1 protein-coding gene (running past one end of the window) is annotated in these 24144 nt (G+C 71.6%); it reads left to right on the forward strand.

Annotation, left to right across the window (positions count from 1 at the left end; all coding sequences use genetic code 11):
• Positions 1-24144: the 5' portion of a DnaJ domain-containing protein gene (locus F1721_RS23790; protein ID WP_150068977.1), read on the forward strand. Its footprint extends 4098 nt past the window's final position; 24144 of the gene's 28242 nt are visible here — the first part of the coding sequence; the start codon lies at positions 1-3; its stop codon lies beyond the right edge, outside the window.

The raw sequence follows: 24144 nt of genomic DNA on the forward strand, positions 1-24144 counted from the left end.
GTGAACGCGGAACAGGTCCTCGTCCTGCTGACGACCGGTATCGAGATGCCCGACTCCAACCCGGACGCCCTGTACTCCCTGGCCAAGGAGATCGTGGACCAGGGCCAGTCCTTGCGGCCCGCGGTGGAGAGCATCCACGGCCTCTCCGGTGCTGCGCTGTCGAAGTTCGAGGGCCAGGCCGCCGACGCGTTCGCCGAGCACCAGCGGGACCTGTCCGCCTACGACATCAGCCCGCAGCTGCGAGGGCTGCAGCAGACCTCGGAGGCGGTGCACGGCCTGGGCGTGACCGACCAGACGACCAACTACGAGGTCGCCGTGACGGTGGCCAGCTTCGTGGGCCCGATCCTCGTCATCCTGGCCACCCCGGCCCTCTGGCCGTACCTGCCGAGCTACATCGCCGGGGCGCGCAGCATCATCTCGCAGCTCGTCCAGCGGGGGCGGCAGATCGCGGGCGAGCTCGCGAACTACCTCCGCGCCCTGTGGCAGGTCGTCGAGGAGGGGCTGGAAGAGGTCGCGCAGACGACGGCCGCGCAGCTGATGGTGATGGCCGACGGCAAGACCAACAAGCTGAACTTCCAGGACATCCTCGTCTCGGGCGTCGCCGGGACGGCCGTGGGCGGCCTGCACGTGGCGCTGCACTGGATCACGAACCTCAACCAGTGGTTGGCGCAGCAGGCGAAGACCTGGTACGGCAAGGGCACGCTCGGCGCCGCCTCGGAGACGCCTGTCGAGGCGGCGGCCGCCGGGATCCTCGGTGGCGACTTCGGGGCGATCGCCGCGGGCGGCATCATCGCCTCCAACTACTTCATGTCGAGCACCGAGCACGCGGCGAACCAGTACGCCCAGGACCAGATGCGCCAGCACAACGGACCGGGGAGCTCGGGTTCGGGTTCGCCGTGGCAGCGGCCCGATCTCCCCTCGTCGTCCGGTGCGGACTCCAGCTCGGGGACGGTGAGCCAGGGCCTGGACATCCCGGTGGTGCCGGAGACCTCCCCGGGCGGCGGGCGCGACGGCAGCACCGGCCAGGGCGCGGACGTCGCGCCACCCGGTGCGGGGCGGCCCGGTGGCACGGGCTCCGAGGTCCCGTCGTCCGACGCGCCGGGCGGGGCGCCGCAGCCGCCCGGCGTGGTGCAGGACCCGCCGCCCTTGGCCGCGCCCGTTGCCTCCGCCGGGAGCGCGCCGCCCGCGTCCAGCACCCCGTCCAAGTCGCCGCAGCCCGGAACCTCCGGCGGCCAGGGCGGTTCCACGCCGTTCGGTCCTCCGGCGGCGGGACAGGAGCCCGGCGGTTCTCCGGTGGCAGCGGGGCCGGGCAATGGCGTTGCACTCGACTTGGACGGCGTGACCGCGCCGCCGTCGGTGTCTGGTGGGGTGTCCGCGCCGATCTCGCAGCCGGGTTCGGGCAGTGGTGTTGTGCCGGGCGTGGACGGTGCTGCCTCGGCGCCGTCGGTGTCTGGTGGGGTGTCCGCGCCGATCTCGCAGCCGGGTTCGGGCAGTGGCGTTGCACCGGGCTCGGACGGTGCGCGCACCGCGCCGCCGTCGTTCAGCGAGGGCTCCGTGCCCGCCGCAGAACAGGGGCCGGTGCCGGACACCGCGGGCGAGGTCGGGCCACCGCCGGCGGTGGAAGGATCGGTCACTGCTCCGCCAGTTGGAGCGCCTGGTCAGGATGGTGCGAGCACCGGCGCACCGCCGCCCTACAGCGAGTCCGGGACCTCCAGCCCGACGCACCAGCAGGTGTCGTCGCCGGAGAGCACACCGCCGGGAAGCAGGGGAGATTCGTCCCCGAGCGGGCCGGTGGCGAACAGCGTTGCGCCCGAACAGGACGGCGTCACCGCCGACGCACCACCGTCCTACGCCGAGGTGGGTGCGGCGACCCCACCGCCGTACCAGGGATCACCGACCGAAGACCGGCAGGGCGGGCTTCCGGAGAAGCCGCTCGGCGCACCGACCACCGCCGCCGACACGGCCCAGACCGCGACTTCGCCCCACGGCACGACCCGGACGTCCACCGAGCAGGGCCTCGACCGGACTGCGGGCGGGCTGCCCGGGTTCGAGACGACGTCGGTCGGCGACATCAGAACCCCCGGCGATGGCACGCAGGAGCAACCGGGCGGGCGCACCCCGCAGGACGCCGTACCACCAGCCCAGCAAACGGCCGCCCCACCGGCGGGCCAGCAGCCCGCGACGACGCCCGCGGGTCAGCAGCCCGCGAGCTCCGGTCCTGCGGGGCAGCAACAGGGGGCTGGCAGCACCAAGCCGAGCACTGCGCCCACACCGCAGGTCGGTCCCGGCAGCCCCCTGCCCGCCAAGGACGGCCCCACCGGGATGACGCTGCCCGGACCGCAGTCGTCCTCGCCCCTGGACGGCAAGCTCGAAGCCGAGCCACCGAGCCCGGAGCTGGCGAGGAGTCGGGGCGAGGCCGAACAGGTCGTCCAGCCGAGCGAGTCGAAGGGCACCCCCGCGCAGGCCCCGAACTCGGCCGACGGCGACCGGAAGCAGGCGTCGAAGTCGCCGGACGACCAGGACGAGTCCGCGCCACCTGGTGCCGCGCGCCCGGCTCACCCGCGCGACGAGAAGGGCCGCTTCGCGGCTAAGCGCCCGGAAGATCGCCAGGCCGGGGAGCCGATCCGGGACACCGAGCAGGGCGCGAAGGGATTCCCGGAACTCTCCGAGAAGGCCGGGCTGTCCCGGTCGGGGCCGGAGAACGCCTACCTCGGCACGCCGGAGAAGGCACCGATCCGCGAGTTCGCGAACCACCTCCAGCAGGAGGTGCCGACCGGCTTCGGTGGTGCACCGTCGGTGAGGCCGAGCACCAAGCCGGCACGGCCCAACGTGGTCTCGGCGGATGCGTTCGAGGGCGATCAGGACGAGTTCGTGCAGGAGCACTTCTCGCACCTGCTCGGGGTGAACAAGGCCGAGTTCGATCGCGGCACCCCGGGGCACACCACGAACTGCCTCGCCTCGTCGATCCAGGCGTTGAACGCCGACGCGCACCGGGATCGCGCCGAGACGTTCAAGGCCGTTCCGAGCCGGGAGGTGCACGCCTCCCGCGTCCCGGAGTCCGGGCTCCCGCCGCTGAGCCTGGTGCGGGGTGGCTACGACGACGTGACCGACTACGTGTCGGAGATGGACGAGGACGGCCCCTACGGTCTGGTGTACGCGGATTTCGGCGCTGGCAAGGGGCACTTCTTCACCGTGCACAAGCGGGGCGACCTGGTCGTCCACTTCGACGCGCAGAGCGGGAAGCTGGCGACGTTGGGCGACCCGGAGCAGGTGTGGTTCTCCCCGGTGATCTCGGACGCGGTGCTGCGCCAGGTGACGACCTCGGTCGACGCCCGCAGCACGGCCGAGCGGATCGACTCCTACCGACCGGACCCGGCTCGCCGGGAACGCGACGTCTACCACCACTTCCTGGGCGAGGACCGGGGCTTCGAGCTCCGGGAGTTCCAGCCCTCGGAGCTGGTCCGGTTCCGGATCGACGACCGGCGGACCGTGGGCATGACCCCCATGATGGTCCGGAAGTGGTTGGCGGACAACGGGATCAGCCTCCCGAAGGGCTGGTCCGATCGGCGGATCGTGAACCGCTACCTCTACGACGGCGACGACACCCGCCGCCCGGTCCACTACGACGTCGACGACGTCGCCCGCTTCGTCGAAGACCTCCGGACGATGTCGAGCCGCGAGCACTTCGAGGAGCAGCGCCAGCTCGTCGAGGCGGTCGACCGCGCTGCGGAGTGGGTCGTCGAGCACTACCCGCCCGGCGTGTTCAGCTACGTCGGGCTCGGCCGCAGCCCAGCGCCGATCATCGCGGCGCTGCAGGCCAAGGGGCACGAGGTGGCATCGGTGCCGCTGTCGAGCTTCCGGCCCTCCCCGGTCGACGTGAACTCCGTCCTGCAACCGGCGTTCGAGTCCTCCCCGGACTCCAAGCCGCTGACGCCCGAGCAGCAGCGGGTGCTGGACGAGCACTTCGCGGAGTTCCTCGGGCACCTGCCCGAGGACCGGGACATCCTGCTCATCGACTACACCCAGCGGGGCCTTTCGCTCGTCTCCGCGCAGCACTACCTCCAGGAGCACGTCGACAACCAGCGCGGCGGCGCGATGCGCGTTCACGCGCTGGGGGTCCACCAGGAGATCGACGTCAGCAACCTCAGGGAGTTGCGGAACAAGGTCGTCCTCCCCCCTTCGCGAATGGCGGAGGTGGTGGAGAGCGTGTGGAGCACCGACCGCGCCGAAGCGCGGGCGACCTGGGGTTCCCGGTTCACCACGTTGTCCCTGGCCGAGGACGGGCCGCTCGGCGAGAACGGGCCGGTCCTCGGTGCGGCGCTCCGCGACCAGGCATTCGACGGCCTCGCCGAGTACGGGTCCTTCAAGCTGCTGGAGCAGGACCCGGCGGTGGTCGAGCAGAACCGGCCCCGGCGCGAGCACCAGCCCGAACCCGATGGCGTCCGGACGGGGTACGAGGCACTCGGCGACGCCTTGCGCGATCGCCAGCTGGACACCAGCTCGGACAGCGAGCCCCGGCCGGGCTGGGGCGGGATGCCGTCCGAGCGGCGGTTCGCCGGTCGCGACCTCTGGGGCAACCAGGTCGTGTTCCCCCTCGACGCGGTGCGCACGATCAAGTTCCGGCCGAGCCCGGACGCCCCGCCGGGGGCGCCCCGGATGCTCAGCTTGGTGTCGGGTTGGAGCAGCACCGAGCCGGTGCACCGCTGGATGACGGGCCTCCCGCACGGGTTGGTCCTGGTGCGCACGCTGCCCGGGCAGTCGGCGACCGATGCACTGGCGGCTCGGGCGCACCGACCCGACGCCGAGGTGAGCGTCAGACCCGACGTCGACCTCGTCGTCGCGGTGCGGTTCATGGGCGGCGACGTCGTGGTTCCGGTGCGGAACGGCGACGGCACGATCGACGTGCTGATGTCTCCGCCCGCAGCGGTCGACCTCCTCCGCCGGACCAAGGAGGTGGCCAGGAGCGATTCGTTGTTCCTCCTGGCCTTCGACACCCCGGCGGCCGACTCGGCGCGGCACCTCGGCCAGGAGCTGACCGCGCGGGAACCCGGGCTCCACGTGCTGACCAGCGGCGGCCAGGCGGCCCTGTCCGACCCGCAGCGGTTGATCGTCCTCGACAACAGGGGAATGGTGGAGATCCGCTCGGAGCCGGACGGCAGCGGCGTCGTCTACGAGCGAACGCTGCAGGGGACTCGGTTCGAGGTAACTCCTCGGCTCCAGCGGATCGCCGATGCGAGCGCGGCGATCCGGCCGGCCCGCCTCTGGATCAGCGGCGACGAGCTCGCGCGGCACCCCGCCAAGCCGAGCCCCACCTACCTCCGCGACGGGCGCGACGTGCTGTTGTTGAACCCGGTGTTGGCGCGCGCATGGCTCGCCGAGCACGGGTTCAACTATCCCGAGGACGGTGGTGTCGAACTCGCCATCCGGATCCACCTGAGCAGGCCGGGGCCGGGCGTCGCGGTCCAACCCCGGGAGGTCCAGTTCGAGGACGCGCAGCAGTTCTACGACGCCGTCCGGAGCATGGCGGCCGAACACCACCAGAACGAGCAGCGCCGCTTCACCGAGGCGGTCGACGAGATGACGAGCTGGATCGTCAACGCTTATCCGCCCGACCTGTACAACTACATCGGGATCGGTCGCAGCCCTGGGCCGTTCATCGCCGCGCTCCAGTCCCGCGGCCACACAGCGGTCAACATCCCGTTGTCGAGCTTCCGCCCGTCGCCGCCGGAAGGCACGTTGCTGTACGACGCCTTCCGCGAGCGCGGCCATACCGAACCAGCTTTCTGGCAGGTGGATCGGCTCAACGACCACTTCCGCGAGTTCTTGGCAGGGCTGCCGACCGATCGGGACCTGCTCGTGATCGACTACACCCAGAGCGGGTTGTCGCTGATCTCGGCCCAGTACTACCTCCAGCAGCACCTGGACGACCGGGGCGGCGAATCCGGTCAGGTGGTCCGCGCGCTCGCGGCGTACGATCCGCAGCTCAGCTCGGATCTGGGCCGCATCGTCCAGTCGATCACCTCGAACCGCTCCTTCAGCGAGCAGGAGCGAAGGCAGTGGTGGGAACGTCTCGAGCGCGTCTCGCTCGGACCGGAGGGCCCGCTGGGGGACAAGGCCGACACGCTCCTGGAAGCGTTGCGGGGACAGGCGCTGGACGGGCTGTCCGAGTACGGTTCGTACAAGATCTTGGAAGCCCCCTGGCGGGACCAGAACACGCCGCGCCGCAGCGACCGCGGTTCCGCGGAGGACATTCGGCGCAGCGGCTACCAAGCGCTCAAGGAGGCGATCGAGGAAGGCACCGGGTCGGAGGAGAAGGGTGCTCCTCCCGGCTACGGCGGTGCTTTCGCGGCGGCTCCGAGCACCAAATGGGTACGGCCGAACGTGGTCTCGGCGGATGCGTTCGAGGGCGATCAGGACGAGTTCGTGCGGGAGCACTTGTCGCACCTCGTGGGTGTGAACCCCGGCTTCGAGTCCGGTGTGCCGGGACGCCGCACGAACTGCTTGAACACGTCGGTCCAGACGTTGAACGCGGACGAGCACCGGGATCGGGCAGGGGATTTCGTCGCCGATCCGAGCGAGGCGCAGCCCGCGCACAAGGTCGGCATAACCGGGCTGCCGCCCTTGACCAAGTTGGAGCACGGCTACGACGACCTGCTGGCGCACGCGCCGAAACGTGCCAAGGACGGCCCCTACGGCCTGGTGTACGCGTACTTCGGCGGCGGTCACGGTCACTTCTTCACCGCGCACAAGCTCGGGGACCGGGTGGTCTACTTCGACGGCCAGACCGGGAAGCTGGCCACCCTGGGCGACCCGGAGCAGGTCTGGTTCTCCCCGATGCCCGCGGGGGCGGTGCTGCGCCAGGTGACGGCGCCTCCCACCCCCACCACCCGGGCCAGGGGCGGCGGACCCCACTCGCAGGCCTCGAGCGCGGCGCCTGATCAAGCAGCCCAGGAACCCGTCGACATCGGCGACGCCACGGCGAACCGCGCCTTCCACGACCTGCTCCGGAAGTCGGCTGGCGGGCGGTTCTCCCGGGAATTCGGTTCGGACTACCTCCACGCCCTGGACCAGAGCATCGCCGACCGGCGCAAGCTCAGCTTCGTGGTCAACTCGGTGCTGCCGCACGGCGACGTCGGGCGCATCCGCGAAGTCGTGGAGAGCATTCGCGAAGGCGCGCAAGGCCTGGAAGGACGCGTGGCCTTCGTCTTCGGTGTCAACGGCCCGAAGGGGTCCGACGAGGACGTCCAGCGAGCCATCGAGTCCGTTGCCGCCGAGATCGAGGACTTGACGGCGCCGATCGCACTGGTGCCGGTCGTGCCGAGCGGTTTCAAGAGCGTTGATTCACCGCCGTACGGAACGCTGCGCAACGACACCTTGGGCAGCACGGCGAACCGGGCGGTCGTGGCTGCCATGGCGGACCTGGGGACCCACCCGTACCTCTCGTTCCAGGACTTCGACACCGGATCCAGGCGGGTCGGGTCGTCGTCCGGCCAGCACATCTTCAACCACCTGGAAGACCGGCTGGACGGCACCGCGGAGATCGATGCCGGACCGACCCGGCCGCTGATGTTCTCCGGCGGCTACCGGCACGCTTCCGGGGACCACCTGTTCGACGACGTCCTCAACCGCCTGGAGAACCAGAAGCGACGCCTGGAAGACCGGCTGAGCACCGAGCAGACCCCGAAGGTCCGGAAGACGCTCGAACGCGATCTCAAGTGGACCGAGGAGGGGCTCGACCGCTTGCGGTCGGAGGACATCGACTTCACAGCGCTGCAGCGGGAGTTCGAGGAGCAGGTCGCAGCGGACATGGCAACGCGCGGTCGGTTGTCCGGCAACCACCCGCTGCACGCCTACTCGCCGGAGCCGAACCTCTACATCGACGGCACCGTGCTGCTCAAGCGCGGGCTGGTGGTCGGGCCCGGTGATCGGGAGTTCGGGTTCGGCAAGGACGGCGCGGAGTTCCTCAACCTCGGCACGGCGCTGCAGCGGGAGAACGCCAAGGAGTTCGGCGAGCACTACGACAAGCTCATCCGGCAGGCCCCGAAGTCGAGCACCGGGCTTCGCGATGAGCGGGGGCGGCGCCCCCGGACGAAGGACGAGCTGCGCGAGGACGCGAAGGCGCAGACCCCGGAGCGCCATCCCGTTCGCGGGGTTCCGTTCCTGACCGACTTCACCGGGGCCACCGTCGAAACGGACCTGACCCGGGTCGCCCTGTCGTGGGCCGTGGATGCGCAGTCGACCTACAAGTTGCCGCAGAACCACATCGACCCGGACAGGTTGCGGGGTCGGACGTTCTTGTACGGGACGGACTCCGGCACGGGCGTGGACAAGAAGTCGAAGGCCATCGATGGCACCGACTTCACCGGATACCGGGAGCAGTGGCAGGACAGGACCGGAGACCAGTCGGATCCGCTGGTCGCCCGGCGCGGTGATGAGCGACCGGCGGTGCCGTCGGGCGCGGTTGCCACGAGCCTGGGCGCGCCGGACAAGAACGTGCTCAACGCCAACATCTCGACGCTGTTGACGCGCTACGCCAAGGACCCGGACCTGAAGAAGCTCCGGGTCGGGGTGTCGGTGGACGCGAAGACCATCGTGGCGCAGAACGCCGCGCTGTCCGCCCAGGCACCGGCGATGCGTCGGCACTTCCAGCAGTTCCAGACCACCTTCCTGGACCACCCGGGTCGGCTGCGGCCGGTGCCCACCAGCTCCCTCTACGCGCAGGTCAGCGAGGCGGTGCCGGATGCGGGAACGCCGGAGCAGGTGCGGGCGGACACGGTCGCCACCGGCGTGGAGCTGTTCGGCGAGGAGGGCCGGGTGGAGTCCGGGCCCAGCGGTGCTCGCCTCTCCGAACAACCGGCCACGGAGTTCACGGTCCGCAACCGGATCGACAGCCAGCTGGGTCCGCTGGCGGACACCTTGCAGAACGGACCTTACTCGGGGCAGCGGGAGCAGGGGTCGAGCGACGAACTCGTCGGCAGGCTGCTCGCCACCAAGCTGGGGCGGCCCTTGGAGGTGCACCGGCCCGACGGCAGTGTCCAGCGCCTGGAGCCGTTCCCGCGCAGCGGCGGCACTGACGGCGGCTCGGCGCCCGCTGTGCGGGTCAACGGACCGGCGGCCCGCTCCGACAGCACCAGCCAGCGTCGTGAGAACTCCGGTGAACCGCCGGGCATGGGGGGCATGCCCTGGTTCAGCAGGCCGGATTACGAGGGAACGGTCGATGGGAAGGCCGTCGGCTTCTCGCAGGGCGACGTGCGGATCGGGCGCTCGCCAGCAGAGGGGCGGGGTTTCACCGGCATCTCGGCGATACCGCGGAGCTTCAGCGAGGACTTCACCTCCTGGGTCGAGCAGGCCGGCGGTCGGCTGCGGGTGGTGCCCGAAGGCGGGGCCAGGCGCGGTGGCGAGGTGCCGTTCGCGCCCGATGCTGTTGTGGGCGTGCACTTCGAGGGCAACCGGGTGGCCATCCCGGTGAAGAAGGACGGCGGCCGGACCAGGACCGTGCTGGTGAGCCGCAGCACTGCGGCGCAGATCCTCTCCAGCACCGCGGGGATGCCCAAGCGGGGAACACTGCTGCTGGTCGCGTCCCGTGCCACCGATGCCGACGCCTTGGTGAAGCTCGGTGAGCGGCTGGTCGAGAAGTCGCCGCGCCTCACCGTCCACACGGGTCCGGTGGACCTGGAATCGCCCGGGCGCGTCCTCGTGCGCGACAACCGCGCCATGGTGCAGGTGAGTTCACGGACCGAGACCAAGGAGCTCCAGGTCAACAGCCTCCTCGGTCCGGTGGCGGTGCGCCGGGATCGGACCACCGTGGTGGTGTCCCCCTGGGACGGGATCGCCGTCGGAGATGCCGAGTCCGGTCGCCAGGACGAGGAACCGATCCGCACGGAGTTCCGGGCGCCCCGGACCGAGTACCGGGAGCCGCGGACGGAGTACCGGGAGCCGCGGGCCGAGTACCGGGCGCCGCGGACGGAGTTCAGGGAGCCGCGGGCCGAGTACCGGGAATCGAGTGCGGGCTCGGAGCCGACCGAGGAGCAGCGGGAAGCCAGGGCCCGGTTCGCGGCAGCGGCTGAGGAGGCGAGGCGCCGACAGGACGGTGCGCGGGCCCGGTTCGAGGCTGCGGCTGAGGAGGCGAGGCGTCGGCAGGAGGGTGCGCGGAGCCGGTTCGAGGAGGAGGCCGAGGCGGCGGGACGCCGTCGGCAGGAGGCTCGGGAGCGCTTCGAGGAGGCCGGGCGTCGGCAGGAGCGTGCGCGGGGCCGGTTCGAGGACGAGGGGCGTCGGCGACCGCAGGAGAGCCGGACCGACTCCCGCGAGGAGGGGACGCAGCGAGAACGGCGAAAGTCCGAAAGGCGGTCTGACCGCGGGCGTGGGGATGAACGCGGTGAGCGGTCGGGGCGTGCTCGGCAGGACTCGTCGCAGCAGGGGTCGAAGAAGACGCCGGAGCAGGAGGACCGGAGGGAGCGCGAGAAGCAGGACCCGCCTCCGCCGCCTCCGCAAGATCCTTCCTTCCCGAACCACTACGTGACGTTGGGCGTCGCTGAGGACGCTGATCCGCAGGAGATCCGCAAGGCCTACTTCAAGGCGGCGGCACGGTCGCACCCCGACAAGGTCGCGCAGCGGGGCGGGACGGAGTCGGAGGTAGAGAAGGCGAAGGAGGAGTTCCAGAAGTTCCAGGAGGCGTACGAGACCCTGTCGGATCACGACCGGCGCAGGGAGTACGACCGGCAGCTCCGTCGCACGCGTGCGGCGTGGGCCCGTCGTCCGCGTGGTTTTGGTGGGGCTGTTCCTTCGGTGTCGTCCAGCGCCGGTACGAGGCCGGGTGTGGTGTCGGCGGAGACTTTCGCCGGTGATCCGGTGGGGCGCGCCGAGTTCGTGCGCGAGCGCGTGTCGTTCGTGCTGGGCGTGAACCCGGGGGGTTGGCGGGAGAACTGCCTGGATACTTCGGTCAAGGTGCTGAACAGGACGACCGACCCGGATTGGGCGATGCGCCCGGCCGAGCAGCAGGCGAGGTACTTCGTGGCAGGGCGCGGCGATCGGGTCGATCCGCGCGTGGTCGTGGAGTACGGGCTGCCCCCGTTGCGGAGGGCGAGGGGTGGCTATGTCGAGGTGGAGTCGTTCCTGCTCGGTCGTGAGGAGGACGGTCCGCGGGCTCTGGTGTATGCCTACTTCGGTGGTGGCAGCGGGCATTTCTTCACCGCGCACGTGCAGGGTGGGGAAATCATCTACCCCGATGGGCAGGAGGAGTCGCTCGCAACGCTGGGCGATCCGAAGCAGGTCTGGTTCTCCCCGGTGCCCCCGGGCCGCCTCTTCGCTCGGACACCGGGGGTGGCGCCGGGGCTGGCGCCGGATCACGACGCACCACCTGGCCTGGCCGGCATGCCGCAACGTTTCCTGTACCGGGGGCGGGATCGCCACGGGGATCCGGTCGACTTCTTCGGTGAGGAGGTGGACACGAGCCGGTTCGCGCTGAACGGCGCCGCCTTCGAGAACAGCGATGTCGTCAGCCTGATCGCGAACCGGCGTCTCGACGATCACGTGTTCCAGTGGTTGCGGGATCCTCTCGATGACTTCCACCTGGTTCGCTCCCTCCCCGGCGAGTCGGTGGCCGAGTCCCTGGAGAAGGCCGCGTCCAGGGGGCAGAGCCGCCTCCGGCTCAGGAACACGCGCATCTTCGCGTTGGAGGGCGCGGGCGACAGGTTCGTGGTACCCGTGGACCTCCCGGACCGATCCGCCACCGAGCTGCTGGTCACCTGGGGAACCGCGGCCCGGCTGATCGCGGAGAAGAACGCGGTCTGGGGGGCGAAGGGCCGGTTCTTCCTGCTGCCCTTCGGGAACCCGGACCCGGAGATGTCGGTGCAGGTGGCCGAAGAGATCGTCTGCTACCGCCCCCGGGTGTCCGTGACCACCACCAGCGGCCGTGCGGAGATCGCGCCGGGGAGGTTGGTGATCCCGGGGAACGAGGGGTTGCTGGAGGTCGAGGCCGAGCGGGTGCGCAGGTCTGGTCCGCCGCGCTTCGTCCCGGTGCTGACGGAATCCCGCGGAACCCGTTTCACCGATGCCGAGGTGACCAGGATCAGGGCGCGGGAAGCGGTCGGAACTGGTGGCGCCCGCCCAGGTCCGCGCCCTGAGCCGGCTGAGCGGTGGGATCCGCACGCGGTGCTGGACGTTCCGCGTGATGCGTCGCGGACGTTGATCGAACGTGCTCGTATGCGTGTGTTGCTGTCTTATCCGTCGCCCGAGTTGCGGGAGCGGGTGGAGCGCGCTTACGCGGAGTTGATGCGGAACTTCTCCGGTGCGCAGGAGGGCAGGGCACCCGGGTCGGATGAGCAGTGGGATCCCCACGCTGTGTTGGGAGTTCCGCGTGATGCGTCGCAGACGTTGATCGATCGTGCTCGTATGCGTGTGTTGCTGTCTGGCCCGTCGCCCGAGTTGCGGGAGCGGGTAGAGCGCGCTTACGCGGAGTTGATGCGGAACTTCTCCGGTGCGCAGGAGGGCAGCGCCACTGGGGCGGACGCGTGGTGGGATCCGCATGCGGTGTTGGGTGTTCCGCAGGATGCCACGCCGTCGCAGATCGAGCGGGCGCGCATGGCGCGGCTGATGTCGGGCTTGGCGGAGCAGGAACGTGCGGATGTCGAACGCGCTTACGCGGAGTTGACCGGCAAGCCATCTGCTGAGCCGAAGGCGACCTCGGCCGAGGAACCGGAGGAGAGCACGGCCGAGGAGCCGGAGGAGGGTGCGGCTGAGGAATCGGAGTCCGAGTCCGATTCGAGCGCGGCTGAGGACTCGTCCGACAAGCCGGACCACTACCAGGTGCTGGGCGTGGCGAAGGACGCCTCCGTCGAGGAGATCACCAAGGCATTCCGCAAGCTGGCGATGAAGTTCCACCCGGACAAGGCCAAGCTGAACGGGTTGTCGAGCAAGACCGCGAACCGGAAGTTCCAGGAGATCAACGAGGCGAACGAGGTCCTCTCCGACGCCAAGAAGCGCGCGGCGTACGACAGGCAGCGCACTGCGCCACCGAGGCCGGAGCGTCCTCGGACGGGGGAGCCTCGTTCGAGCCAGTATCGCCCGCACCCTGGTTCCCGTTGGGGCTACCGGGAATCTCGTCGTCCGCGCGGTTTCGGTGGGGCTGCTCCGTCGGCGTCCTCCAGCGCTGGTCTGAGGCCGGATGTGGTGTCCGCGGAGACCTTCGCCGGTGATCCGGCGGGGCACGCCGAGTTCGTGCGCAAGCACGCGTCGTTCGTGTTGGGGGTGAACTCGAGCGGGGCCAGGAACAACTGCTACCAGACCACGATCCAGACCCTGAACCGGGCCGCGCACCGGGAGCGGGCGGATGAGTTCGTCGCCGCCGCGGATGGGCCGGTGGATCCGGGGCGCGTGTGGGAGTCCGGTCTGCCACCCCTGCGGCGGGCGCGGAACGGTTACGACGATGTCCTCTCCTACCTGGATCGCGAGGACAGGGAGAGCCCGCACGTCGCGGTGTACATCTACCTCGGTGGTGGCGAGGGGCACTTCTTCAGCTTGCACGATCTCGATGGTCTGACGGTCGCGCTCGACGGGCAGATCGAGTCGCTGGCGACCCTGGGCACACCGGAGCAGGTCTGGTTCGCTCCGATGCCGGCCGACGTCGTGCTGACACCGGCGCTCTCCTCCCCGCCTCCCGGCCCGGTGGTCTCCGGCGGACCACCTGGCTCGGCCCGGGCGCGCGACGACGTGGCGCGCACCCGAGAGCTGTTCGAGCAGATCCGGCGTGAGCAGGAGGAGCTGCGGGAACGGCTTCTGGCGAGCCAACGGCAGGAAGCGGCGGACCAGCTCGAGTGGGAGCGCGCCGAGGCAGCTCGCAGGCAGCGGGACCAGCAGCGCCAGCAGCGCAACGAAGCGCGTCGACAGCAGCAGGAAGCGGAAAGGCGCTGGCAGCAGGCCGAACGCGAGCGCCTGGACCGAGAAGCCGAACAGGACGCGCGCCGCACGCAGGAGGAGTGGGACCAGGCTCAGGAGCGGGCCCGGCGCGAGTGGGAGGGCCAGAACGCGGGTGAGCGGGAGCGGGCTCGGGAGCGACAGCGTGAGTGGGACCAGGAGCGGGAGCGCCGAACGCGCACCGCGGGCCAGCCTGATCACTACGCGGTGCTGGGGCTGGATCGGCACGCGAGCCCGGGCGAGATCACTGCGGCGTACCGGAGGCTGGCGCTGAGGTTCCACCCGGACCGGGTGGAACCGGCGGACAGGGCGGCGGCGACCGAGCGATTCCAGGAGATCAACGAGGCCCACGAGACCCTGTCCGAGCCGCGGAAGCGATGGGCCTACGACGCGACCAGACCTGCTGGGTTCGGCGGGGCCGCTTCGGCGGTCGCCACCGGCACCGCACCGCAGCGGTCAGATGTCGTCACCGCGGAGTCCTTCGAGGACGATCGGGCGCGAGAGTCGTTCGTGCAGCGCCGCTTCGCGAACCTGCTGGGCGTGAACAAGGCCGCGCACGACGCGGCGCTTCCCGGGCACCGGACCAACTGCCTCGCCGCCTCCGTCCAGGCGCTCAACGCCGACGCGCACGTGCTCAACCCGGTGCACACCCCCTCCGGCGAGATCGCCGAGCTCGCCCGGGAAGAGCAGTGGCAGCTCGACGGCCCGATCGACGGTGCGGCGCTGCGGGCGCGGATCAAGGACCTCGCCGAGGCCGATGAGGCGCTGGCGGAATCCATCGACCTCGCCTTCGCCGACGAGAACCTCTCCAACGGCTGGCCGCAGCTGCTGGAGGGCCTGTTCACCAGGAACTTCGGCGAGCGCGCTGGCCGCGGGCACGAGGTGACCCTCGCGGTGACCGAGCTGTCCGGGGCGGCCGACCTGCGCGGTGCTTCGGCTGATGCGTCTGTCGACGCGGCGAAGTCCCCGGTCCGGAGGGCGACGGCCAGCAGCCGGGCCAGCACGACCGCCACCCCCTTCCAGTTCCGGGTGCCGACGCCCTACGCCGTGGTCCAGGGCCGGATCGATGGCCTGTCCGCCAACGCCCGGGGCTCCGGGCTCAGCTCGGCCACTGAGCACCGGGGCACGACGAAGATCACCGAGGTGGACTCGCCGGAGCGCAGCGGTCGGCACCGGGCGACCATCGAGATCACCGTCCGCAAGCCAGCGCACCGGGTGGGCAGCGAGGTGACCACGGCGCGCGGTGAGCTGCCGATCGACGTCCCGCTGAAGTCCGTGCAGGCCGAGCCGCACGCGGCGACGCCTGTGCACCCCGACACCGTCGAGCTGGCCAAGTTCTCCGGCACGGGCGGGATCCACCAGGCGGTGCAGGACCAGCTCGGCAAGCCCTTCGCGGTGAACGACCCCGAGGCCCGCCGGTTCCGCGAGTGGCTCGCCGGGCTGGACGGCGAGCACGGCCCGCTGCTGCGCGGCCAGCTGGTCCGGAACTCCTTCGCCTTCAAGGGAATCGACTCCCCGGTCGAGGTCGCCGTCGGTGCGGGTCAGCTGCGCGAGGTGCGCCCGCTGCCCAAGGTCGACGGAACGGTCGAGCACGCCGAGGAGGTGCTCGGGGAGACCACTGTGGACGAGTCGGTCACCCGCAAGTCCGGTGGCGCGCTGCTCGTGGCGGGTGGCGACATCACCGGGGTGAGCGGCATCGTCCTGGGGCCGACCCGCGAGGAGGCGCGCAGCAGCAAGGTCAGCGCAGCCATCAAGGAGAGCTACGGCAGCAAGCACACCACGAAGTACACCGGCCCCCTCGACAAGCAGCGCGGACGCCTGGACTACCTGGTGCTCGTGGAGCGCCACGACGGCGAGCGGACCAGCGGGGCGAAGGAATCGCCGGACGGTCCGCGCGAGGCGGTCAAGGTGCCGGGTGCGGTGACGTTGTGGTCCACACCGCGCGATGCCCGTTGGGTCTCCAGCGCCGCTCCGCAGCGGGGGAGCACCGGGCGGACGCCAGCGGCCGAGCACCGGCAGCAGGCCCCGGACCGGGTCGGCGCGCGCTACCACCTGCCGGAAGCCACCGTCGACGTGCTGGTCGGCCCGGCCCTGTCCAAGCTGGCCTCGAACGGGCAGGTCCCGGTGCGCGACCTGCCGGAGGTCGCCGCGAAGTTCCGGGCGTTCGTGCGCGACCACGGTTGGGAGATCACCCGCGGCAGCGGCGCGAGGTTCCCGCTCAGCTCGTACGTGAGCGGAGCGCCCGACGTGTTCCTCAAGGGCACCATGCGCGACTCCGAGGGGACGGAGGTCGACCGCGGCGGCCGGCGGAGCGGGAGCGCCGAACTCTCCGCCGGGCACGAGCGCGAGTCCGGGGCGGTCGTGGAGAAGAGCACCGCCACGGGCATCGCCGGGATGGGGCTCGACGGCATCGTGTGGCCGACCATCAAGGGCCTGACCAGGAGCAAGAGCATCCAGTCCAGCCGGGCGGTCAAGCAGAAGGCCGCCCACAAACCGCTGCTGGCCCCCGACCGGCCGCTGCGCGAGTACGAGTACCCGACGGACTTCGAGGTCCGCATCGGCGGCACCTGGTCGTCGCCGGGCGAGCAGGTGGGCCTGGCCGAAGGCGGAGTGAACGACCTGGTCGGCACCGTCCACGTGTCGGTGCCCGAACTGCCCGGGCAGGCACTCCCGAGGACCGGTGCGGAGCCGAGCAGGGCCACCGGCTGGCAGAGCGGGCGGCCACCGGCCCCGCAGCGGGAGGGGCACCTGGCGGCCGGGGCCGAGCTGGACTACTACCAACCAGCTCCCGAACTGCTGCCGACCGCGGCGGGCATGTTGCGGGCGCCCCGGACCCGTCGTTGGCGGGAATGGTTGAAGCTGCCGTTCATCGGACGTCGGCCCGCGGAGTTCGACGAGCACCGCGATGCGCTGCTCCGCCCCGACCCGGGGGTGGCGAGCGAGCGCAACGCGGGGCTCGGCGCGCTGGAGAACTTCACGAGCCTGGCCCACCAGGTGGCACGGTTCGCCCGCGCCGCCGTGCACCGGGAGTCGGCGACGCTCAAGACCCACAACCACGGCGGCATGGCCGGTAACCGGGAGCTGTTCGGGCGGGTCGACCGGGAGGTCCGGTTGGGCAATCCGGTCGTCCTGCGCCGCGACGACGACCACGCGTTCACCCGGAGCACCGAGCGCTCCACGGAGATCCCGGTGGGCGAGAAGCGGTCCACCGGGGGACGGCTGGCGGGCGGGATCACGCTCTTCTTCCCGAGCCGGAAGTGGTTGATGGTGGGCGCGGACTTCAGCGGCGAGTTCAACCGCGTGCGCGGGAAGTCCACGAGCGACGTGGACGAGACCGCGAGCAGCACCGAGACCACCCACCGCGAACGGGGCTACCTGGTTCGCTACGAGGCGACCCACACGTTGGGGACCTCCGTGCGGCGGCGCTGGCAGGACCTCCTCCACGCGGTTCACGACGGCCACGCCAAGGACGACTCGAAGTGGGCTCGCGGATCGGTGGAGATGTGGGTCCCGGCCAGCGAGATCGACCAGGTCGGCGAGCTGACCCCGGAGGACCTCGACGCACTGGCCCCGGAGGACGCGGAGCGGTACCGCGCCACCCACCCGACCGCCGGCCGGCGAACCGGGCAGGGCGAGGCGCCCGACGTGCGACCACCGGCGAACGTCGGCCGGGGCAGCGGTGACGTGGCCCTGCACCGGCCGGAGGCGGGGCACGAGCTGGCGGAGGCGATCGCCGCCGGGTTGGGCGAGTGGTCCCGCGAGCAGCGGGATCTCCGCGCGCAGCGGTTCCAGCCCGCGTCGCAGGAGCTGGTCGACCGGGTGCGGGCGGCTTTCCGCAGGTACGCGGACACGCTGCTCGGTCCGCCGAACATCCGCCACTTCGACGTCATGAACGAGTCGCTGCTGCGCGGCGAGATGGCACCGGTGCTCAGCTCACCGGACTCCGCCTTGGCGGTGGAGGAGATCATCAACGGCGGTCTGCCGCTGGTGACCACGGCCGACACCCCGTACGGCAAGGTCGAGCAGCTCGTCGTCGTGCGGGGCAGGCTCGGAGGTGGGCGGTACCACACCACCATCGATGCGCAGCGCACCAACCGGCGCGGCGACACCCATCGGCACGCGGAAGGGCAGGAGCTCGCCACCTCGGGCGAGTTCAGCGTCTCCGGCGTGTTCTACCCGCTGACCCGCGAACACGCGAACTTGATCCTGGGCGGCGCCTACGGGTCGTACAGCAGCACGAAGGGATACCAGACCGAGCGGAAGACCACCGACGCGGTCACCGCGGAGGAGACCGGCAAGCACCACCAGTTCGCGCACGACCTGATCATCGACCAGCTCGACGTCTACCCGCGCGCGAGCACCGGGACGTACCGGAAGGTGCTCGCGAAGTGGGCCGCCGTGCCAGCGACGTTCGGCGAACCGTGGCGGGCCCGGCCGATCACCGTCGCCGACGCCGTGCGCACGACCGTGCCGGAGGCGGAGACGCTCCGCCCCGGAGAACCGGAGCGGGCCCCGCTCGCCGAGCGGCGAGGTTCGCTGCGGATCTGGCACACCTCCCAGCGCCGGGCGCCGGGCTTCACCCCGGACGCGATCGTGCACGTGCGGCCGTTCGAGGCGCCGAAGCTCCGCGCGCTGCTGCGGCAGCTCGCCGACGGCGACGGGGACCGGCCCGCGCTCGGCCCGAAAGCGGTGGGCTTGGTGTCGGAGACGACGGTGGGCAAGATGCGCGCGCACCTGCCGAACGCCATGACCACGGCCGGGTACGAGGTCGAGCTGCCGGGTGCGCCGATGTCCAAGGTGGTCATCACCGCCGACCTCAGGAGCCGGAAGGTGCTGCGGGCGGTCAAGGTCCGCTCGTTCGGCCGCGAGCGGGAGACCGAGCGCAGCGTCACGTCCACCACGCAACGTGGGTTCGCGGCGGGCTCGCTCCTCAGCACTCAGGTCCGCGAAGCGTCGATCGACGGCGCGAACTTCCGCCCCCTGCAGCAGGTCGTCGAAACCGCACCCGCGCACTTCGGCCACGACACCTCGCACGAGCTCGGCTTGTCCGCCACGACCAAGACCAGCTCGACCGCGGAGGTGATGTACAAGGTCTCGGCGGTGCCGCACTGGCACGTCTACCCCAAGTACGGCGAGAGCATCGTCCCGAAGCGGTGGCGACGGCGGCTGAGCACCGGGCCCGACGCGCCGATCGAGATGTGGGTGGACCGCAAGGGCCTCACCGACCTCGGGTTCGACGCCGACGAGGTGCTGGTGACCGAGGACCTCACCAGGGACACCGAGCGTCCGAGGCGCTTGAGCACCATCGTGGAGGAGGTGGAGCCCGACGACGAGCGGCTGTCACCCGCCGCGGAGTTCCGGGCGCGGTACCCGCAGCTGTGGGGGGTGAACGCGGAGAAGTACGCGCAGGGCACCGAGCACCACACGCAGAACTGCGGGCACGCGCTGATCGCGGCGGAGCAGACCCTGATCGGCGGCACGACGGTCCCCGCGGCCGCGGGCGGCCCGCTGACCGTCGCTTCGCTGAACGACCGCTTCGGCTCCCCCGCCGTGCAGGCGAACCACGCCGAAGTCCTCGCGCACATGGGCGCCCAGGACACCGGGGCTTGGGGCGCGGTCTTCCTCCACCGCGGGACCGGCCTCGCGCACGCGGTCATGGCCGAGAAGGGGCAGGACGGCCAGGTCCGGTTCCTCGACCAGCAGCAGGGGACGATGGTCGACCCGAACCCGCTCGACGTCATCGGGTTCATGCCGCTGACCAGGACCGGGACCACTCCGCTCGGTGGCCGGGACCTGGCCTCGGATCTGCTGGTCGGGATGCCTGCCCGCAGCGGCGCGGGCGGGCGGCCGCAGCTGCGCCGGACGGCGGCCAGCAGCCGGGTGCCCACGCTGAGCCGCAGCGACGCCCAGCACGACCTCGCCGCGCTGGCCACCGAGCAGGTGCGGTACGCCGGGCTGGACTCGCGGGGCAGGCAGATCTCCTTCACCGCCTCCGACGTCACCTGCTCGCGCGAGCTCAACGCGGCTGGCGCGGAGAAGGTGTTCAACTTCACCCGGGGTGACTCCGATCCCGTGCGGCGATGGGCGGCCAAGCTCGACCGGATGCCCTACGTGATGCGGACGCTGCCCGGTGAGCGGTCCGCGAACCCGGACGAGGTCCGGTTCCGCGCCGGTGGCCACGCCGACGCACCGTGGCGCGACCCGGCCTGGATCTTCGCCGAGACAGACGGCAGCCACTACCTGCTGCAGGTCCAGCGGGACGGCCGAGACGTCGAGGTGCGGGTCGCGGGAGCCGAGTTCCAGCGCATCGCGGGGGAGAAGGGCTGCTTCGACGACAACCGCCACCGCGAAGTCGTGCTGCTCCAGCAGGGCAGCGATCAGCTCGATGCCGCGCTCGACTTCACCCGCGGCGACGACGTCGAGGTGTTCGTCCCCCGCGCGATGACCCAGCTCATCCCCGGTCGGCCGAGCACCGGCGGACGTTCCGCGATAGCCGTCGTCGACAACCAGGGCTGGCAGCGCCTCAGGTCCGGGCGGATCGACCGCGTTCTCACCGGAACCCGGTACTCCGACGACGAGGTGCGCCGGATCCAGGAGGCGGAGGCCGCGCTCGCCGGGCGCGCTCCGAGCGCCAGCGCGGAACCCCTGGCCGCGGTCGACCAGGAAACCGGTGAGCGGATCGAGTTCTCCGCACGGGACGTTCGCGCCAGGGTGTCGCTCAACGCGCGGCGGCGGGCGAACCTGCTGAACTTCGCCCCGCGCGGGACCGTCGACGAGCTGACCGAGTGGAACGCCGCCTTCGAGTCGGTCGACCTGGTGGCCCGAACGATGCCCACCGAGCAGCGTCCCGACCCCGAGGTGTCCAGCGCCACCGAAACCCGGCTGGTCCAGGCGCCGTGGGGCGCCGACCCGGTCTGGGTGAAGGTCGACGTCTCGGGCCGCAACTTCCGCATCCAGCTGCGCAGCGGCGACGGGGAACGCGCGGCCCTGGTCACCCCGGAGACCTTCCACCGGCTGCTCCGCGACCTCAGCCAGTTCCGCAAGATCCGCGCCCACAACCAGAACTCAGACCTGGTGCTGCTCACCGATGGCGACGGCCCGCCCCGGTCGCGTCCGGAGTTCGCGTTGGCCCGCGCGGCTCGTGCCGATGGCGGTCCGACGACCGTCCACTTCGGAGCCCGACCGGTGCGGCTCGCGGAACCGGACGCGCAGCGCTTGCGCTGGCCCACCGTCGAGCACAACGGCGGTTGGCTGAGCGTCGACGCGGACGGCAACGTCCAGGCCCGTCGCGAGACGCAGTACACCGACGAGGAAGTCGACGACATCGAACAGCGGTACCGCGACGAGATCGGCGCGCTCCCGCTGTACGAGCCACGGGTGCTGCCGCAGTACGAGGACGTCGTCCCCGGTGCCCGGTCGGCGGCGGTCCCGCCCGCCTACGACGAGACCGCCCCGTTGGATTCGGTGATCACCGCGGAGAGCTTCGGCGGGGACGACGGCCTGGCGGCGAGGTTCTTCCGGGAGCGGTTCCCCGAGCTGCACGGGGTGAACGCGCAGCACTACGCGCACCGCACCGAAGGACGCACCAGGAACTGCGCGGAATCGCTGATCGCGGCCGAGCAGACGCTGAACCCCGCGTCGGGTGATCTGGTGGTGGAGGCCCTCGCCGGTGGCCCCATGCCGCTCGGAGAGCTGGAGGAGCGCCTCGATGTGCGGGGGGAGGCCGTGCAGGCGCAGTTCGACCAGGTCGTCACGCACCTGCGCGGGCACGGAGTCGGCGCTTGGGCCGGTGTGCTGGTGCGCGGGGAGGACGGCATGGCGCATGCCGTCCTCGCGCAGCGGGACTCCAGCGGCAGGATCGTCTTCGCCGATCAGCACCGGGGGACCATCCCCGCGGCCGGACCGCACAACGTGCTCGGGTACCTGCCGCTTCCCAACCTCGGCTCCCGGTCGATGCCGGGCGAGCGGCTGGATCCAGCGCTCCAGGTCGGCGCACCGGCGGAGGGGGCGCTGCGGAAGCGGCTCGGCCGCCGCGTGTTCGGCCGGAGCGACCGGGTCCGGGTTGAGGCCGTGCGGGACGCGCTCGACGACCACCTGGCGGACAGGGCCTCGGGCGCGCACTTCGAGGCGCACTCGGCGGTGGCGCGCCACCTGGACAGCGGCCGGGTGCCGGATCTCGCTGCTCTGGGCCGCCGCTTCGGTGAGCGGGTTGCCCTGCGAGCCATCGCCTCGGTGGCGATCCAACGGGTCCGGGAGCGGGGGCGGTTCGCTCCCGCCGCCCTCGGCAGAGCGCTCGGCGTCGACGAGTCGCAGGCCAGGATGCTGATCGACGCCGCCGCCGTGGTGGAGGCGCAGGCGCGGGCGGGCGCAGGCTCGCCGATGACGGCCGGTGAGCTGGTCGAACGCTTCGGCGTCGCTGCGGCGGACGCGCCGCGCCTGGTCACCGAAGCAATGGCCCGAACGGCCGCCAGCTTCGACCAGCACTACCCGGACCTGGACCAGACCTCGCACGTCGTTCCCGAGGAGTTGGCGGACTGGTTCGGCGTGCCGCACCGGGCGGCGGCCGAGCGGATCGCGGCGTTCGTGGAGGACGACGTCCGCGCTGCCGCGAACAACGGCCGCCCGCACACCGCTGAGAGCCTCGCCGAGAAGTTCGTTCCGAACCGGCGGTGGGCAGCCGCCCGCATCGCCGCAGCGGTGCGCGCTGAAGCGCGGGAGTCGGTGGGCCGGTGGAACAGCCGCACTGCCGGGGAGCTCGCGACCAAGTTCGGCATCAGCGTCGAACTGGCGCAGCGGCAGGTGGTGGGCGCTGCCTTCGCCGCGGTGTCCGCGTCCCGGGGGCGTGTTGGCTCCGAGGTGGGCGAGTTGCTGACGAGAAGCGGGATCGACCCCGCCTCGATCGGCAGGCACGTCGATGCCCTCGCCGTCGAGGACGTCCGGGCGGGTGCGGACGTCCTCCAGCGCGTGACCGCTGGTGAGCTGGCTGCTCGGTACGGGCGGAGCATCGGGTGGGCGGCCGGGCGCATCGAGGCCGCTGCGGGTGATCACGTGCTCGGAGTCGCGGACGTCGGCGCGGTCGAGGACCTGCAGGAGCTGTACGACCTCGACCGCGGACGCAGCCTCGGAGTGCTGGGCAGCGCGGTGCGCAGGGCGGCCGAACTCGGTCGGCCGCTCCGCCCCGGCCACGTCCTGTTCGCGAGAAATCGACTGTCGGAGGCCGGGAGCCGCCGCCTGATCGACCAGGTCGCGCTCGCCGACGTGCTGGAGACCGCGAGGAACCGCCGAGCGTGGACGTTCGCCACCCTGGCCCGCAAGTACGACCTCGACGAGGCGGACTTCCGCAGGCTCGTCGACGACTCCGCGCTCGCCGACGTGACGAGCGCTGCGGCCGTGGGCAGGCCGCTCAGCGCTGCACGTCTGGCCAGGCGGTACGGCATCCCAGGTGGCTGGGCGGTCGGTCGGCTCGCGGTCGCGGCAGGCCGCGCGGTGCAGGAGGCGGTGCGGGATCACCGACCGCTGCCACCGGCGGTGCTCGCCGCGCGGTACCGGATCAGCCTCGAGGCGGCCACGGCCGAGGTTCGCGCTGCGGTGCCTGCCATCGCGCGCCAGCTCCGCCAGAGCGGTGCGGAAGACCGGGAAGTCGCCGCTGATCTCCAAGCGCTGTTCGGCATGAGCGGTGACGAAGCTCGCCGCCACGTGCGGGATGCGCGCAACGCTCCAGCGGATTCCGACGACGAATCCGGCTTCGGGGACTGGGTTCCCGTCCACCCGCCTGCGGCACAGCCCGCTGGGGCGGCGTTCTACGCGCTGCCGAACCCCAGCGCGTCCACGGTGGGCAGTGAAACGGACTCGGAGTTCGGAGGCCCGCTGATCGCCCCCGTGAACCCCAGCGCGGACTTCCTCGCCCGGTTCCCGGAGCTGCGCGGGGTGAACGCGCACCGAGGGGGGCACACGCAGAACTGCGGTCGGTCGATCGTCGCGGCGGAGCGGACGCTGGCCACCGGGCAGCTGGTGGCGGCGGAGCCCGGTGACCCGATGCCGATCGAGGAGCTGGAGCACCGCGTCGGCGCACGCCCAGGACAGGCCGTGCGCGCGTCGCGAGCCGACGTGGTGGCGCACATGCGCGGCCAGCGCGCGGTTGCGGCTGCGCTCCTGCCGGGTGAGGGCGGTCTGCTGCACGCTGTTCTCGTCCGCCCGGAACCGGGCGGGAACGTCGTCTTCGGCGACCCGCAG

The sequence above is a fragment of the Saccharopolyspora hirsuta genome (assembly GCF_008630535.1).
GTDB classification, from domain to species: Bacteria; Actinomycetota; Actinomycetes; order Mycobacteriales; family Pseudonocardiaceae; genus Saccharopolyspora; species Saccharopolyspora hirsuta.